The sequence below is a fragment of the Rheinheimera sp. NSM genome, assembly GCF_052380015.1.
Classification (GTDB): Bacteria; Pseudomonadota; Gammaproteobacteria; order Enterobacterales; family Alteromonadaceae; genus Alishewanella.
On sequence record NZ_JBQTCI010000003.1, the window covers coordinates 472,076 to 487,414 of the forward strand.

At 50.0% G+C, this 15,339-nt stretch carries 15 protein-coding genes; 3 read left to right on the plus strand and 12 right to left on the minus strand.

The features are described from left to right. Positions 1-11: 11 nt before the first annotated feature. The 12 genes from pal to ACTZWV_RS11640 form a co-directional block, all read right to left on the minus strand. Positions 12-539, minus strand: coding sequence for a peptidoglycan-associated lipoprotein Pal (gene pal, locus ACTZWV_RS11585; RefSeq protein WP_444786696.1), 528 nt, complete (start codon positions 537-539; stop codon positions 12-14). A 42-nt stretch (positions 540-581) separates the two neighbouring features. Next, positions 582-1,928: a Tol-Pal system beta propeller repeat protein TolB gene (gene tolB / locus ACTZWV_RS11590; protein WP_444786697.1), complete on the minus strand. Its 1,347-nt coding sequence runs from the start codon at positions 1,926-1,928 to the stop codon at positions 582-584. A gap of 2 nt (positions 1,929-1,930) precedes the next feature. Continuing rightward, entirely contained in the window at positions 1,931-2,848 is a 918-nt protein-coding gene (gene tolA, locus ACTZWV_RS11595; RefSeq protein WP_444786698.1) for a cell envelope integrity protein TolA, read from the minus strand. 1 nt (position 2,849) lies between these two features. Further along, positions 2,850-3,281, minus strand: a complete 432-nt coding sequence (gene tolR / locus ACTZWV_RS11600; RefSeq protein WP_305552951.1) for a protein TolR — start codon at positions 3,279-3,281, stop codon at positions 2,850-2,852. Next, entirely contained in the window at positions 3,281-3,970 is a 690-nt protein-coding gene (tolQ, locus tag ACTZWV_RS11605; RefSeq protein WP_444786699.1) for a protein TolQ, read from the minus strand. Before tolQ ends, tolR begins: the two co-directional genes overlap by 1 nt. Next, complete coding sequence (gene ybgC, locus ACTZWV_RS11610; protein WP_444786700.1) at positions 3,960-4,370, minus strand: tol-pal system-associated acyl-CoA thioesterase; 411 nt, start codon at positions 4,368-4,370, stop codon at positions 3,960-3,962. Before ybgC ends, tolQ begins: the two co-directional genes overlap by 11 nt. A gap of 578 nt (positions 4,371-4,948) precedes the next feature. Further along, the gene (gene ruvB / locus ACTZWV_RS11615) at positions 4,949-5,959 is read right to left on the minus strand and encodes a Holliday junction branch migration DNA helicase RuvB (RefSeq protein ID WP_305552949.1); all 1,011 of its coding nucleotides are present in this window, start codon (positions 5,957-5,959) and stop codon (positions 4,949-4,951) included. Positions 5,960-5,962: 3 nt separating this feature from the next. Beyond that, positions 5,963-6,583, minus strand: a complete 621-nt coding sequence (gene ruvA / locus ACTZWV_RS11620; RefSeq protein ID WP_305552948.1) for a Holliday junction branch migration protein RuvA — start codon at positions 6,581-6,583, stop codon at positions 5,963-5,965. Positions 6,584-6,617: 34 nt separating this feature from the next. Continuing rightward, positions 6,618-7,142, minus strand: a complete 525-nt coding sequence (gene ruvC / locus ACTZWV_RS11625; protein WP_444786701.1) for a crossover junction endodeoxyribonuclease RuvC — start codon at positions 7,140-7,142, stop codon at positions 6,618-6,620. 13 nt (positions 7,143-7,155) lie between these two features. Further along, a complete protein-coding gene (locus tag ACTZWV_RS11630; protein WP_444786702.1) occupies positions 7,156-7,899 on the minus strand; it encodes a YebC/PmpR family DNA-binding transcriptional regulator in 744 nt (247 codons plus the stop codon). A 64-nt stretch (positions 7,900-7,963) separates the two neighbouring features. Beyond that, the gene (gene aspS, locus ACTZWV_RS11635) at positions 7,964-9,742 is read right to left on the minus strand and encodes an aspartate--tRNA ligase (RefSeq protein ID WP_444786703.1); all 1,779 of its coding nucleotides are present in this window, start codon (positions 9,740-9,742) and stop codon (positions 7,964-7,966) included. 83 nt (positions 9,743-9,825) lie between these two features. After that, positions 9,826-12,639, minus strand: coding sequence for a transporter substrate-binding domain-containing protein (locus ACTZWV_RS11640; protein ID WP_444786704.1), 2,814 nt, complete (start codon positions 12,637-12,639; stop codon positions 9,826-9,828). A gap of 66 nt (positions 12,640-12,705) precedes the next feature. Here ACTZWV_RS11640 and ACTZWV_RS11645 point away from each other — a divergent pair, with 66 nt between their 5' ends. Genes ACTZWV_RS11645 through cmoB form a run of 3 tightly spaced genes read left to right on the plus strand, consistent with a single transcriptional unit; the run spans position 12,706 to position 15,317 of the window. After that, positions 12,706-13,542 carry a DUF72 domain-containing protein gene (locus tag ACTZWV_RS11645; protein ID WP_444786705.1) on the plus strand — a complete coding sequence of 279 codons (837 nt, stop codon included), beginning with the start codon at positions 12,706-12,708 and terminating at the stop codon, positions 13,540-13,542. A 59-nt stretch (positions 13,543-13,601) separates the two neighbouring features. After that, positions 13,602-14,327 (plus strand): carboxy-S-adenosyl-L-methionine synthase CmoA, encoded by a 726-nt coding sequence (gene cmoA / locus ACTZWV_RS11650; RefSeq protein ID WP_444786706.1) that lies wholly within the window; start codon positions 13,602-13,604, stop codon positions 14,325-14,327. Positions 14,328-14,351: 24 nt separating this feature from the next. Continuing rightward, a complete protein-coding gene (cmoB, locus tag ACTZWV_RS11655; protein ID WP_444786707.1) occupies positions 14,352-15,317 on the plus strand; it encodes a tRNA 5-methoxyuridine(34)/uridine 5-oxyacetic acid(34) synthase CmoB in 966 nt (321 codons plus the stop codon). Positions 15,318-15,339: the final 22 nt, after the last annotated feature.

The following is a 15,339-nucleotide window of genomic DNA, read 5'->3' on the forward strand; positions in this document are numbered from 1 at the left end:
ATGAGTCAGGATTAATAGACTAACACCGCACGACGGTTTTTAGCAAAGCCTGCTTCAGTACGTGACATATCTACCGGCTTTTCTTCACCGTAACTTACAGTAGAAATTTGACCGGCAGACACGCCCAGGTTTTGCAAGTACTGTACTACGGCCTGAGCACGACGCTCGCCCAGCGCGATGTTGTATTCCGGCGTGCCGCGCTCATCTGAGTGGCCTTCAACGGTTACACGTACGCTTGGGTTAGCGGTTAAAAACGCACCGTGTGCTTGCAGAGTTTCTACAAACTCAGGGCGAACTGTGGCTTTGTCGAAGTCAAAGTAAATAGTGTTTTCCTGACGCAGTGCATCCAATTTCTGACGCATTTGCTCAGCAGGGCTTACTACTTGCTCAACCGTTTCAACCTGCACCGTTTCTACCGGCTGAGTTGTTTGGCTGCGGTCTGCATCAGACTGGCCGGTAGATGAAGTAGAGCTACAAGCAGCCATGGTCAGCACTGGTAATGCGATCAGTAAACCTTTTAACACTTTATTTAATTTCATGATGTTGTCCTTAGTATTTAAATGTAATAACTCTTTTGCTTTTTATAAAAAAGGCGACCAGGCCGGCGATTTTACTTGTCCTTCCACCGCCGGCAGCCGTGCTTTAAAACGACCATCCATAGAAACCAGTGCTAACACCTGCGAAGAACCGTGCATGGTGCTGTATATAATCATTGAACCGTTTGGCGCCACACTGGGTGACTCATCCAAATTGGTTTTGGTCAGTACTTGCAAAAACCGGGTTTGACGATCCATTTTTGCAATATGGTACTGGCCACGGGTGCGATTCACCATGACTACCGAACTACCGTCCGGAGTATAGGAACCGGCCAAATTCATTTCACCTTCAAAGGTTAAGCGTCTGGTCGTACCCGTTAACAAATTTACGCTATAAAGTTGTGGATTGCCACCTCGCTCCGAACTAAATAACAGCTCTTTGCCATCAGGAGACCACGCAGGCTCGGTATCTATAGCCCTGTGATTGGTAACCCTGGTCAGCGCTTTAGTAGCAATATCCATGGTATAAATTTCAGTGTTACCATCTTTAGATAACACCATGGCCATGCGCTTACCGTCCGGTGACCAAACCGGCGCGCCATTAATACCGGGTGTGCTACTTAACATAGTGCGACGTCCGGTGTAGATATCCTGAATATAAATTTGTGACTGGCGCTTTTCAAAAGTGACATACGCCAGCTTAGTACCGTCCGGAGACCAGTTAGGTGACATTAACGGCTCTTTCGAGCGCAGCAGCACCTGCTCGTTTGCACCGTCATAATCGGCTACCACCAGTTGAAACGGAAATTCAACCTGGCGGTTTACCAACACATAGGCAATTTTTGTTAAAAAAGCACCGCGCTCACCGGTCAGCTTTTCATACACAATATCGCTGATGCGATGCGCATACTGGCGAAACTGGCTGCCGTTAATGGTGGTTTCACGGCTGTCGAGTATATGTTCTGCACTGCCGGTTAAGCGTCCGGCATTCAGCGACTGACGGCCGGCTGCATTACCACCTTTTAATACATCAATTAACTCGAAACTTACGGTATAACGATCAATACCCACTTCGGTGATCTGGCCGATAACGATAGCCTCTACGCCCTCGCGTGACCAGGCGGCGTAATCAATTTGCGCAGCACTTTGCGGCCGTTGTGGCATTTTAATGCTGGCCAGCGGGCTGAATTTACCGCTACGCATTAAATCAGCGCCAATAATTTCATCCAGGCGTTGATTAGGCAAAGTGGCACCTTTAAACGTAAACGGCAGGATGGCTATCGGCCTGGCCGAGTCAATACCTTCAGTAATGACAATCTCCAATGACGCCTTTGCCTGAGCACTTAGCATCATTACGGTAACCAACACAGCATTTCGGATAAATTTATACATAATTAAAGTTCTGGACTCACCGTTAAGTTAATATCTTTCAACTGGTTATACACATCCGGGTCTTGTGACACCGGTAAGGTTCCGGCACGGTTCACGGCACGGACTGTCGCATCACATACGGCTTTATCGCCGTTAATCACGCTAACGCTGGTAACAAAGCCACTACTGGCCAGCCGCACATTAATGCGGCACGATTTACCGCGCATGCCTTCATCCACCAACAAATTGCGTTGAATAGCATCTCTGATCAATGCCGTATAACGTTGTACTTCTGTTGCAGCTTGCCGGGCTCTGGCCGCTGAGCGGGCCTGCGCCTCTTTTGCCAGTTGCTCCTGCATGGCGCGCTCCTGCTCGGCTTTTTGCTTTGCTTCAGCAGCCTGGCGTGCGCGTTCTGCTGCGGCCTTTTCGGCAGCTTCCTGTTCTGCTTTACGTTTTTGCTCTGCTGCTTTGGCAGCATCTTCCGCTTTTTTGCGTTCCTGCTCTTTTACCAGCCGGGCTTGTTCAGCTTCGCGCGCTTTGGCATTTTCCTGTTCCTGACGCTTTTTCGCCTCAGCTGCCGCAGCCCGGGCTTTAACCGCTTCAGCATCAGCCTGACGCTTTTCTTCTGCTACCCGTTTTAACCGCGCTTCTTCAGCGGTACGGTTGTTCTCAGCCTGCTGCGCACGCCGCTCTAAATCGCGGATACGTTTTTCTTCCGCAGCTTTGGCCGCATCACGTTCTTGTTGCATCTGCTGTACGCGGGCATTCAACTGCTGTTGATCCACTGCAACGGCTTCGACCGGTGCCTTACCTTCCGACTCCAACGTAACCGAGACCATTTCCGGCTTACTGGAAAAGTCGGCACTAAACACCAGCGCGACGACTATCGCCAAATGTAAACCCAGCGATTTTGCCAATGGCGGATCAATCGCAACAGCCATACTAGTTTGCATCCACGTTATCGGTCATTAAGCCTACAGCAGGTGCGCCTGCTGTCTTTAATACATTAATTAACCGGATCACGGCGTCATAACTTACTTTACGGTCACCTTTTACAATGACCTGGGTACCGGGTTCAATCGTCAACCAACCGGCGACTTCAACCGTTAGCTCAGCGGCAGTAAAAGGTCCCTGCTGCTTGCCGTCTTTTTCAAAATAATACAGGCCGTCTTGATCCACCGTTGCTACCAACGGTGTTTTACCGTCCTGCATTTGTTTAATCGGTTCGGCGGCAGATTTTGGCAACTCTACCTTTACACCCTGGGTAATCAGCGGCGTAGTCACCATAAAAATCACCAACAGCACCAACATAACATCGATATAAGGCACCACGTTAATTTCGGCCTTTAAACGACGCTTCTTTCTAACGTACATCAGGCTGCCTCTCCACCGTTTGATACGGCCTGGCGATGCAGAATATTGGCGAACTCTTCGACAAAGTTAGCATAACTGCTTTCGAGCATTTCTACCTGATGCGAAAACTTGTTGTAGGCAATAACCGCCGGAATCGCGGCAAACAAACCGATAGCTGTCGCAATCAACGCCTCTGCAATGCCGGGGGCAACCATCGCCAGCGACGCCTGCTCTACCGCCCCTAAAGCGATAAAAGAATTCATAATACCCCACACGGTGCCAAATAAGCCGATATATGGGCTGATAGAACCAACGGTGGCTAAAAACGGCAAGTGCATTTCCAGCCGCTCTACTTCACGCGACAAGCCAACCCGCATCGCACGCTGGGTACCTTCCATTACCGCAGCCGGCTGGCGGCTGTTGGTCTTGTGTAAACGGGCAAATTCTTTAAAACCGGCCTTGAACAAGGCTTCCAGGCCATTGTTGGCGGCACGGGCACTAATCTCGTTATACAGTTTGGATAAATCGACGCCGGACCAAAAGCGGTCTTCGAACTTCTTTGCGTCTACTACCGCTTCGCTTAATGCCTTGCGGCGGCGAAAAATCATGGTCCAGGACATTACTGACATACCCAATAAAATCAGCATTACCAGCTGCACCACAAAGCTTGCTTCAATTAACAAGCCTAAAATAGAAATTTCACCTGCCACGCGTTAATACCTCTGTCACTTCTGCCGGAATAGCCCGGGCTTTCATCTGCTGTAGTGAAATACAGGCGACTTTAATCTGAGCTGAACAAACCAGTTGTTCAGCGCTATTGTAAATTTTTTGCTCAAAAACCATACTAGCTTGCTTTAAGGTACTGATTTGACTATGTACCGTCAATAATTCATTAAATTTAGCCGGCTTTTTATTGTCCATTAAAACCTGAGCAACAACAAAAGCGATGTTTTTTGACAACAATAAATCTTGTTCAATACCCAGGGCGCGCAACCATTCGGTGCGCGCGCGCTCAAAAAACTTCAAATAATTTGCGTAGTATACTATTCCGCCGGCATCGGTATCTTCGTAGTACACGCGCACCGGGAATATAAAGACTGTATCAGACATGAATTTCGCTTTAATTGGTGTCTATGATAAGTAAGCCTGAGCACGAACTCAATCGCCTTAGCACGCTAAAAGCAACTATATTTTTCTTTGCCGGCTACTTGTATTTTTTTATTGTTTCTGTTGACCCATGCAGTACGATAAAGTTCCGCTATCGTCGCATTTGCGACCAGCGGTCAACCAAGTACGACCAACGCATTTAAGATTATCAATAGTAATAAAAAAGTAATGCTGCTTATAATGCACATTCTAGCTTAACCCTGCATGAACACTGACTATTACTGCCGTTACACTACAGCATTGCTTATAGTTTAGGCAAACTCACAAGCTCAATGCATTAGTTTTTTTTATGCTTAAGCTGCAATTTTTCTCGTTTGAAGTAATTACTCAGGATCTCTATTATACGCAGGTGTTCTGAGCTAGCGCAAAAGTGCGGTAAGAGGGTTACCAAACTTTAGTGAAGATCATCTGGTAATAAGATTTGTGTGTTTTACCAAATTTTATTGCTGTTTCAACATGTTCCCTGGATTTTTTTGAAGCACTCCTTCAATTTGTAGCCCGCTCCCTGAGCGGGCTTTTTTTTACTCTGTTTTGGGTAAGTCAAAGCCAAAGTGTTGGTACGCCCGTGGCGAGGCAATACGGCCGCGCGGCGTACGCTGAATAAAACCCTGCTGAATTAAAAACGGTTCTATCACATCTTCAATAGTATCTTTCTCTTCACCGATGGCGGCGGCTAAATTATCCAAGCCCACCGGGCCGCCCATAAACTTTTCAATAATGGCCAAAATAAGTTTGCGGTCCATATAGTCAAAGCCTTCGGCATCCACATCGACCATCAGCAGCGCCTGCGATGCAATCTCTACTGTTACCTCGCCATTGGCTTTAACCTGGGCATAATCACGGACACGGCGCAGTAAGCGGTTGGCAATACGTGGGGTGCCGCGTGAGCGTCTGGCAATTTCAGCCGCACCGGCTTCATCTAACACTAAATTAAGAAAATGCGCCGAGCGCAGAATGATCTGCGTTAACTCTGACACTTTATAAAACTCCAGCCGCTGCACTATGCCAAAGCGATCGCGTAGCGGTGAGGTTAAGGCTCCGGCACGGGTAGTCGCGCCAACCAAGGTAAACGGCGGTAAATCCAGTTTTATAGAGCGCGCCGCGGGGCCCTCGCCTATCATGATATCGAGCTGATAGTCTTCCATCGCCGGATAGAGAATCTCTTCCACTACCGGGCTTAAGCGGTGGATCTCATCAATAAACAGCACATCGTTTGGCTCAAGGTTGGTCAGTAGCGCCGCTAAGTCACCGGCTTTTTCCAACACCGGGCCGGAGGTGGTTTTAATATTCACGCCCATTTCGTTGGCAACTATCATCGCCAGCGTGGTTTTACCTAAACCCGGCGGGCCAAATATCAGCAGGTGGTCCAGCGGATCGCCTCTGCCGCGGGCGGCCTCAATAAAAATCGCCATTTGCTGGCAGACATGCTCTTGCCCGGTGTAATCGGCCAGGGTTTTCGGCCTTATCGCCCGGTCAATGACCTCGTCTTCACGGGTGGCACTGGTTTGAATTAAACGATCAGCTTCTATCATGGTTTACATCATGCTCCGCAGTGCCGCTTTAATCAGCTGCTCACTGCTCATGCCGCTTTGTTTTACCTTTTGCACAGCTTTATCGGCCTGTAATTGGCTGTATCCCAGCGAAACCAGCGCGCTGGCGGCATCTTGCTCAGCACTTTGCTCCGGGCTGAAAATCGCCTCATCATCTTGCAACACCAAACCATCGGTAACCGGTGTGTTCGGCGCTATGCCCCAGTCTTTTAAGCGGTCGCGCATTTCTACCACTAAGCGCTCAGCGGTTTTTTTGCCCACACCAGGTAATTTCACCAAAGTGCTGACATCATCCAACTGTACACAACGGACGAATTGCTGTGCTGTCATGCCGGATAAAATGGTCAGGGCCAGCTTGGGGCCAACACCGTTGGCTTTAATAAGTTGACGAAACAGCGCACGCTCGGCCTGATTAACAAAGCCGTATAGCAGTTGCGCATCTTCGCGTACAACAAAATGGGTATAAATAGTGGCTTCAACGCCGGTAGCCGGCAGCTGATAAAAACTGGTCAGCGGCAGCTGTACTTCATAGCCGACACCGGCCACTTCTATTAATAGATCCGGCGCCTGCTTTTCCAGCAGAATACCGCGTAAACGTCCAATCATAAGGTCTGCTTATAGAATAAGGTAATAAATCCGCTTAGCGTAACCGGCCGCGCACGGTTTTGCGCGCCTGACCGGCCAAACTGATTAAACTCTGCTGAGTATGCCCATGACACAGGGCGACTGCAAGCGCATCGGCGGCGTCGGCCTGGGGGTTGGCCGGTAACTTTAACAAGGTGCGCACCATATGCTGTACCTGAGCTTTATCGGCCGCGCCGGTGCCCACTACCGACTGTTTGACCTGGCGCGCCGAGTATTCATATACCTCAAGCCCGGCATGTTTGGCGGCAACTATGGCGGCGCCACGCGCCTGGCCCAGTTTTAACGCCGAGTCAGCATTACGCGCCATAAACACCTGCTCAATGGCAAAGATGGTTGGCTTAGTCTGAGTGATAATTTCACTGACGCCATTGAAAATATCCAGTAAGCGCTCGGGTAGTAAATCAGTGGTAGTCAGGCGGATACAGCCGCTGGCGACGTACTCAAACTTCATGCCCACCTGGCGTACTACACCATAGCCGGTTAAGCGGCTGCCAGGGTCAATGCCCAAAATAATGTTCACGTTAACTGCACGCTTAACCGTGCTCTGCCATCAGCTCGTCACTGATATCGGCATTGTGATACACATTTTGCACATCATCTGAATCTTCCAGCTGATCGAGCAGTTTAAAAAAGGCGCTGACATGATCGGCATCAACTTCAGCGCGGGTAGACGGCACTAAAGTAACTTCACTGTTATCCGGCACAAACCCAGCCGCCACCAGCGCATCTTTAACATCGTTAAACTGCTCTGGTACGGTAAATACCTCAAAGCTGCCATCATCATGTGCAACAACATCCTCAGCACCGGCTTCCAGTGCCGCTTCCATCAAAGCATCTTCATTAACGCCCGGAGCAAAAATCAATACGCCACGACGGGTAAACAAGTAGGCCACAGAGCCACTGGTACCCAGGCTGCCACCGGCTTTGGTAAACGCATGGCGTACGTCGGCCACGGTGCGCTTATGGTTGTCAGTCATGGTTTCAACAATTACGGCTACGCCGTTCGGGCCATAGCCTTCGTATACCAGCTCTTCGTAGTTTTCCCCCTCGCTGGCACCGGCACCGCGTTTAATGGCGCGATCGATGGTGTCACGGGTCATATTTTCTGACAGCGCTTTGTCCACCGCCAAACGCAGCCGCGGGTTGGCAGTAACATCAGGGTTTAAGCGGGCAGCGACGGTGAGCTCGCGGATAATCTTGGTGAAAATTTTATTCTTTTTCGCATCCTGACGGGCTTTGCGATGCTTCATGTTCGCCCATTTACTATGGCCGGCCATCAGTTACTCCTTAGTTGTGGCAGCAAGATTGCTGCCACGGTATTGCAGGTAAAAATAGTACAACTTATTCTGCTTTAGCTACCACAGCGATGCCCAGCTCAGCCAGTTGTGCCGGGTTAGCGGCGCCCGGGGCATCAGTCAACGGACAAGCAGCAGTGGCGGTTTTCGGGAACGCCATCACATCACGTATGGAGGTGGCGCCTGTCATTAACATTACCAGACGATCCAGGCCGAAAGCCAAACCAGCGTGCGGCGGCGTACCGTATTTTAACGCTTCCAGTAAGAAACCAAACTTCTCTGCCGCCTCTTCATCGCTGATCCCCAACAGGGTAAATACCTTAGCCTGCACATCTGCACTGTGAATACGCACAGAGCCACCACCCAATTCGGTGCCGTTTAACACCATATCGTAGGCATTAGACAACAGTTTGCCCAGTTCAAGCTCGCTATTGGCGGTGTTTAAAAATGCGGCCGTATCCAGCGGTGAGGTAAAGGGGTGATGCACAGCGGAGAAGCTGCCGTCGTCGTTTTCTTCAAACATCGGGAAGTCTACTACCCACAGTGGTTTCCAGCCAGGCTGAGTAATGCCTAAGTCTTCACCCAGCTTTAAGCGCAGCGCGCCCATGGCTTCACAGACCACTTTGTAGCTATCGGCACCGAAGAAAATTAAATCGCCGTTGGCGGCAGCGGTACGCGTAATAATAGTGGCAATAATGTCCGGCGTTAAAAACTTCGCTACCGGCGATTGCACGCCATCCGCGCCTGCGGCAATATCATTGACCTTCATCCAGGCTAAGCCTTTGGCACCGTAAATGCCGACAAAGCTGGTGTAGTTATCGATATCTTTACGCGATACTTTCTCGGCAGCACCCGGTACTTTCAGCGCCACTACCCGACCTTTGGCATCGTTGGCCGGGCCGGAGAATACTTTAAATTCAACGTCTTTGAGCAAATCGGCGACATCAACAAACTGCATCGGGTTACGCAGATCCGGTTTGTCTGAGCCATACAAACGCATTGCTTCCCAGTATTGCATGCGTGGCATTTTGCCTAAATCGACACCCAGCAACTGGTTAAACATTTGTTGCACCATCTGCTCGGTCACTTGCATGACCTGCTCTGCGCTCATAAAAGAGGTTTCAATATCGATCTGGGTAAATTCCGGCTGGCGATCAGCACGTAAATCTTCGTCACGGAAGCATTTTACTATTTGGTAGTAGCGGTCCAGGCCCGACATCATCAGCAATTGCTTAAACAGCTGCGGCGATTGCGGCAGGGCAAAAAACTCGCCTTTGTGGGTGCGGCTTGGCACTAAATAATCGCGCGCGCCTTCGGGCGTAGCTTTAGTTAAAATGGGCGTTTCGACATCCATAAAACCATGGCTGTCCATAAAGTTACGCACAAAGCTGGTGACTTTAGCGCGAAACTTTAACCGCTCGCTCATCAGCGGCCGGCGCAGGTCAAGGTAACGGTACTTTAAGCGCTGCTCTTCACTGTTGTTTTGGTTAGAATCCAGCGGCAAAGGTGCGGCTTTATTGAGGATAATCAGTTCGCTGGCGTACACTTCTACTGCGCCGGTAGCCATATCCTTATTAATCTGAGAATCCGGCCGTGCCCGCACCTGGCCTTTGATTTGGATGCAGAATTCATTGCGCAGTGTATAGGCAACGTCAAACAGGTCTTTTAAATCCGGATCGCAGACCACCTGCACCATGCCTTCACGGTCACGCAAGTCTAAGAAAATCAAACCACCCAGATCGCGGCGCCGGTTAACCCAGCCGCATAAAGACACTTGTTGCCCAACATGTTGTGCGGTTAATAAACCGCAATAATGGCTACGCATTAAACCTTCCTTCTACCTTGCTAATCAGCGGCACTAAAATGACGGCTAATTATATAGAAATGACGCCTAATGTCACTGCCCGCTTACGAAAACACCGCCCTGGAAAAGCAGTACTGGTTTTTACCCTGCTGTTTAATACGATACATCAGGCTGTCGGCCACTTTCAGCAGTTTAGCGCTGTCGGTACCGTCGTCCGGATAGATGGCAATACCAATACTGGCCCCCACCTGCACCGTACCTACTGATAAGGTTACCGGTTGCGCGAACTGATGCAGAATTTTGCCGGCCACTATGGCGGCATCATCGCGGCTTAACAGCCCGGTTAATAAAATAACGAACTCATCCCCGCCAAACCTGGCTACAGTATCACTTTTCCGCACCGTGGCGCTGAGTTGCTGCGCCAACTTCAATAACAACTCGTCACCGGCGTCATGGCCGTGGGCGTCGTTTACTTCTTTAAAGCCGTCTAAATCAATAAACAACAATGCCATAATTTCATTGTGCCTGGCATGTTGCAGCAGCGCTTGCTCAATCCGTTCTTTAATTAAACTGCGGTTGGGTAGTTTCGTCAGGTCATCATGTGTGGCCATAAAGCGCATTTTCTGCTCAGCCTGACGGCGCAGCTTAACTTCGCGTCTTAGTGAGACATTCCAAATGATAAAAAACGCCAGCAACGCCAGCACGGCACCACCGATTTGCCATAACATCCTGACAAACTGCTCGTTGTTAATGCCTTGGGTAACCTGAAAATCAAACCATTTCTGGTACAGTTGTTTGCGCTCGGTCTGGCCGATACTGCGCAAGCCCTTGTTCAACATGGTCACCAGCGGTTGGTAGTCGCTGCGTACGCCAATCAGAGAAGGGTATGCCGGTAAGCCGTCAATAAGCTGAATACGCAAATTAATATAGCCTGTTTGGCGCAACAGTTGGCTGGCGGCCTCTACCGAGTCCAGCAGATAATCAACCTCCCCCTGCTGCAGCAACACCAGGCCGCGGCGCACATTGTCTACCAGCACGACTTCACTTTGCGGCAGGGCTTCGGCACTGTGCTGCGCCAGTTGATAATCTTTCATAATGGCGATACGTTTGCCGGCAAGTCCCGCTGCGCTGCTGATGTCACTGTCACTCAACCGGCTGACAACAGCCCATTGCATAGACCAAAATTCATCGGTAAAGGCCGCATATTCGCGCCGCTCTGCGACATCAGACAAACTTGCGACCATGTCAATGTTGCGTTGCTGTAAATCTGCCAGCATCTGTTCAAACCGGCTGTAGCGTTGAATATCAAAACTGATACCTGTGCGCTGGCTAAGTAAATGCAAGATATCTACCGTTACCCCAGCAAAGTTGCCATCTTCATCAACAAACTCCATCGGAGCCCAGTTCTCCAGCATGCCCACGCGGATCGGGTTGTGCTGCGCCAGCCAGCTTTGCTCTGCATTGGTTAACGGTATATTGTTGCGAAATAAGCTGAAATAATGCTGGTTGGGGTTGCTTAACCAATGTGCTTCAATTTGTTCAAGTTCGGTCAGACTAAGTAAATTAAAGCCGTGGCGTATCTGCTCTTTTAATTCCGGCCGGTCAGCTCTAATTAAGCTGTACAACGGTGCTTTAACCTGACTATCCGGCAATGACGTAAAGTAATCCCAGATATTTAACTGCTGTAAGCGCAGCCCAATAATGGCTGAGGCGCCATAAAAGCCGGCCAAATGGCCGCTCTGCACCGCCGCAACCATATCGTTGAGTGCGCTGTAACGCTCAAACTCAATGTTCGGATAGCGCCGTTGCAGCTCTTCAAGATAGGTAGCGTTGCGAAATAAACCGACACGGCGGCCGCTGACATCTGCCATGCTATGAATGTTAGTTTGCCGCGGATAGTAAAATTCTGAGTTAAAACTATACAGGTGGTATGCCTTGTCCAGCCCGACGGGTAAATCGCTGACATCCGGAAAAGCCACCAGTGCATCAATACGGCTCTTTTGCAGGCTGGTGAGTAAGTTTACTGAGGTATCAGGTACAAACGCCACTTTAATACCGCTTTTTTCTGACCACTGCCGCCATAAGTCAACCAGCAGGCCCTGCGCCTGGCCCTGAGCAGATACATGCATATAAGGCTGATTGTCTATCGGCACACCGAGGATCAGGGTGTCATCATCAGCCGCGCCGCCCAACCAGCGCCGTTCCAGCTTATCAAGATAATCACGGGCAATGCCCTGAGTCAGGGCAGTTAGTTGCTGCGCCAGGGCAACATTGTTATTCACAGCATAATTTAAATCGATTTTGCGCAGCGGCATCTTGCGATACAGCGGAAATTGGCGTTGCAACTCATCATAACGTGCATAACGCGGCGGTAACCTGTCCAGGCCGCTAATGGCTTTTATATCGCCTGCCAGGGCGGCATCATACATCGCCGTCACATTGGGGTAATACTTTAACACTGCCTCCGGCACCAGGGCGGCTACGGTATCAACATGGCTGGATTTATCTACCACGCCGATAGCATAAGCTTTTAGCTCCGCTAACGCGCTGACAGGAGGCATATCACGCTGAATAAACACATTACTGTAAATATCAATACCGGTATCACCCAGTTGGTACTGCTGCTCACGTTCAGCGGTGTAAGCAATACCGCCATGCACATGCACGGCATCGCTTTGCAACAATGTAATAGTTTGCGGCCAATTAGCGCCGACAAACTGCAGTTGCACGCCGCCAAGCCGGCCCACTTCTTGCCAATAGTCTATTACCAGCCCGGCAAGCTGGCCCTGCTCGTCTGTGTACATATAGGGGTAAGTGTCATCACTCACGGCAACCCGCAATGGATCCGGTAATGCTGCGCTGGCACTGCTGAGCGAAAAACACAGATAAATCAGGCAAATAATAGTTCTGGCTGTCATTATGTTATGCTTTGCGAACCGATACATTTAGTTTTACGCTGCCACTGCAACAAGGTCAAGCTGCCAATGTTATATCTTGGGTGCCCGGTATGGGCCAATCCGAAATGGAAAAATGCACTGTTTTCGGCTGATGCGAAAAGTGCTGAGTATTTGCCGCAATACAGCCGGTTTTTTAACTCCGCAGAGGGTAACACCACCTTCTATGCGGATCCGTCAGCTGACACCTTGCAGCGTTGGCGGCAAGATACGTCGGAGCAGTTTCGTTTTATGTTAAAAGTGCCGCAGCGCATCAGCCATCAGGGCGGCGCAGACAATCTGCTGCAATTGCAAGACTGGCTTAAACGCATGTTGTCACTTGGGCAAAAACTGGCTCTGGTGCATCTGCAACTACCCGCCCGCACCGGTCCGGCCGAGTTTAGCTACATCAGCACCCTGGTTGAACAGATTAGCCAGCAGTGCCGCTGTGCACTGGAAGTGCGGCATCCGGCTTTTTTTGACAAAGGCCAATATGAAATTCAACTACACAAGATGTTGCAACATTATGGCGCTGAGCGCGTGGTTATTGACAGCAGGGCCTTATTTTCAGTACCGGCAACTACTCAGGCATTAACAGATGCCCAGGCAAAAAAACCACGCGTGCCGGTGCATGCGATAAGTTTCAGTCAAACACCGGTGCTGCGTTTTATCGGTACCGATGATATGGCGCTAAACCGGCAGTTTTATCAGCCGTGGTTAACCAAAGTGCAGCAATGGTTGGATGAAGGCAAAAGCCCGTTTTGTTTTTTTCACACCCCGGATAATCATTTAGCGCCGCAGTTATGCCGCCGGTTTGCACAGGACTTAGCCTATGCTCACAGCTGCCTGGCACCCTGGCCTGGCGAGCAGCAATTCAGCTTGCTGTAGTTTTGCGGTATTTAAGGTAAAATAGCGCTACTTACACTGTTTCCTACCGACAAGTTTTTATGCAAAAAGATGCCATTTTCGCCGAGCCACTGGCTCATATTCAGGATTTTCGTTTTGACGATCAGGTCGCAGATGTCTTCCCCGACATGATCCAGCGCTCGATACCCGGCTATCAAACGATTATTCAAACCATTGGCAAGTTAAGCGGCCGCTTTCAACAAGCTGACAGCAATTACTACGACCTTGGCTGCTCACTCGGCGCCGCCACCCTGGCGATGCGGCGCAATATCAGTGTAGCTAACAGCCGTATTATTGCGGTAGATAACAGCTGCGCCATGGTAGAGCGTTGCGAGCGGCATTTGCAGGCATTTCGCTCTGATATACCGGTTGAAGTAAAACTGGCTGATATTCGTCAGCAGCCGATAGAACAGGCCGCCATAGTGGTAATTAACTTTACCTTGCAGTTTTTACCCAAAGAAGACCGTAATACCCTGATTAACCGCGTGTATCAGGGCTTAAAACCCGGTGGTTTACTGATCCTGTCGGAAAAATTTATCAACAACGACCAGCTGACAAACGACTTGTTGGTGGAGTTACACCACGACTTTAAACGCGCCAATGGCTACAGCGAGCTGGAAATTAGCCAAAAACGCAGCGCGCTGGAAAATGTGATGAAGCCCGACACTCTGCCGGAACACCAACAACGCTTGCAGCAAGCCGGTTTTACCAGCCAAACCTTGTGGTTTCAGTGTTTTAATTTTTGCTCCATGGTCGCCATTAAATAAGGCCACTCTTAGATAAGGTTAGCTATGCTCGATTTCACGCCCTTTTATGCCCAATTGGCCCGCAATAAACTGCACAGCTGGCTGCAAACCTTGCCGGCGCAGCTGGCAGCCTGGAGCAAAGATGCCCTGCATGGCGACTTTAAACAGTGGCAAAAAGTGATCACTAATCTGCCGGCAACAACCCCCACTGCTATTGAGCTGAAAACTGCGGTGCAGTTTGGCCATGCTGATGATATCAGCAGCGGCGAAGCGCAGCAGATCCGTTACTTACTGCAGCAGTTAAAGCCGTGGCGCAAAGGCCCGTTTAATATTCATGGCATTGCTATTGATACCGAGTGGCGCTCTGACTTTAAATGGGACCGGGTACTGCCGCATATTGCTCCGCTGGCAAACCGCACGGTACTGGATGTGGGCTGTGGCAGTGGTTATCACCTGTGGCGTATGCGCGGCGAAGGCGCAGAATTTGTCGTCGGCATTGATCCATCACAACTGTTTTATGCCCAGTTTCAGGCAATTAAACATTTTAACCCCGACCCAAAGGTAAACCTGATCCCGATTGGGATAGACGAGATGCCAGCACTGAAACAGTTTGATACGGTGTTCTCAATGGGCGTATTGTACCACCGCCGTTCGCCGCTGGATTTTCTGCAACAGCTGAAAAACCAACTGCATCCGGGTGGCGAGCTAATCCTGGAAACCCTGGTGGTAGAAGGTGACGAACATACGGTACTGGTGCCGGGCGAGCGTTACGCCAAGATGCGCAATGTCTGGTTTATCCCCAGCGTCACTGCGCTGATACACTGGCTGCAAAGGTTAGGCTTTAGCAATGTACGGCTGGTGGATCTAAACCGCACCGGCTTAGACGAGCAGCGCAAAACCGACTGGATGGAAAACGAAAGTTTAATTGATTTTCTCGATGCAACTGATCATAGTAAAACCATAGAAAGTTATCCGGCGCCGCTTCGGGCGGTGATCGTCGCCAACGTATAACGCCACAAGGAGCGCACGCCCG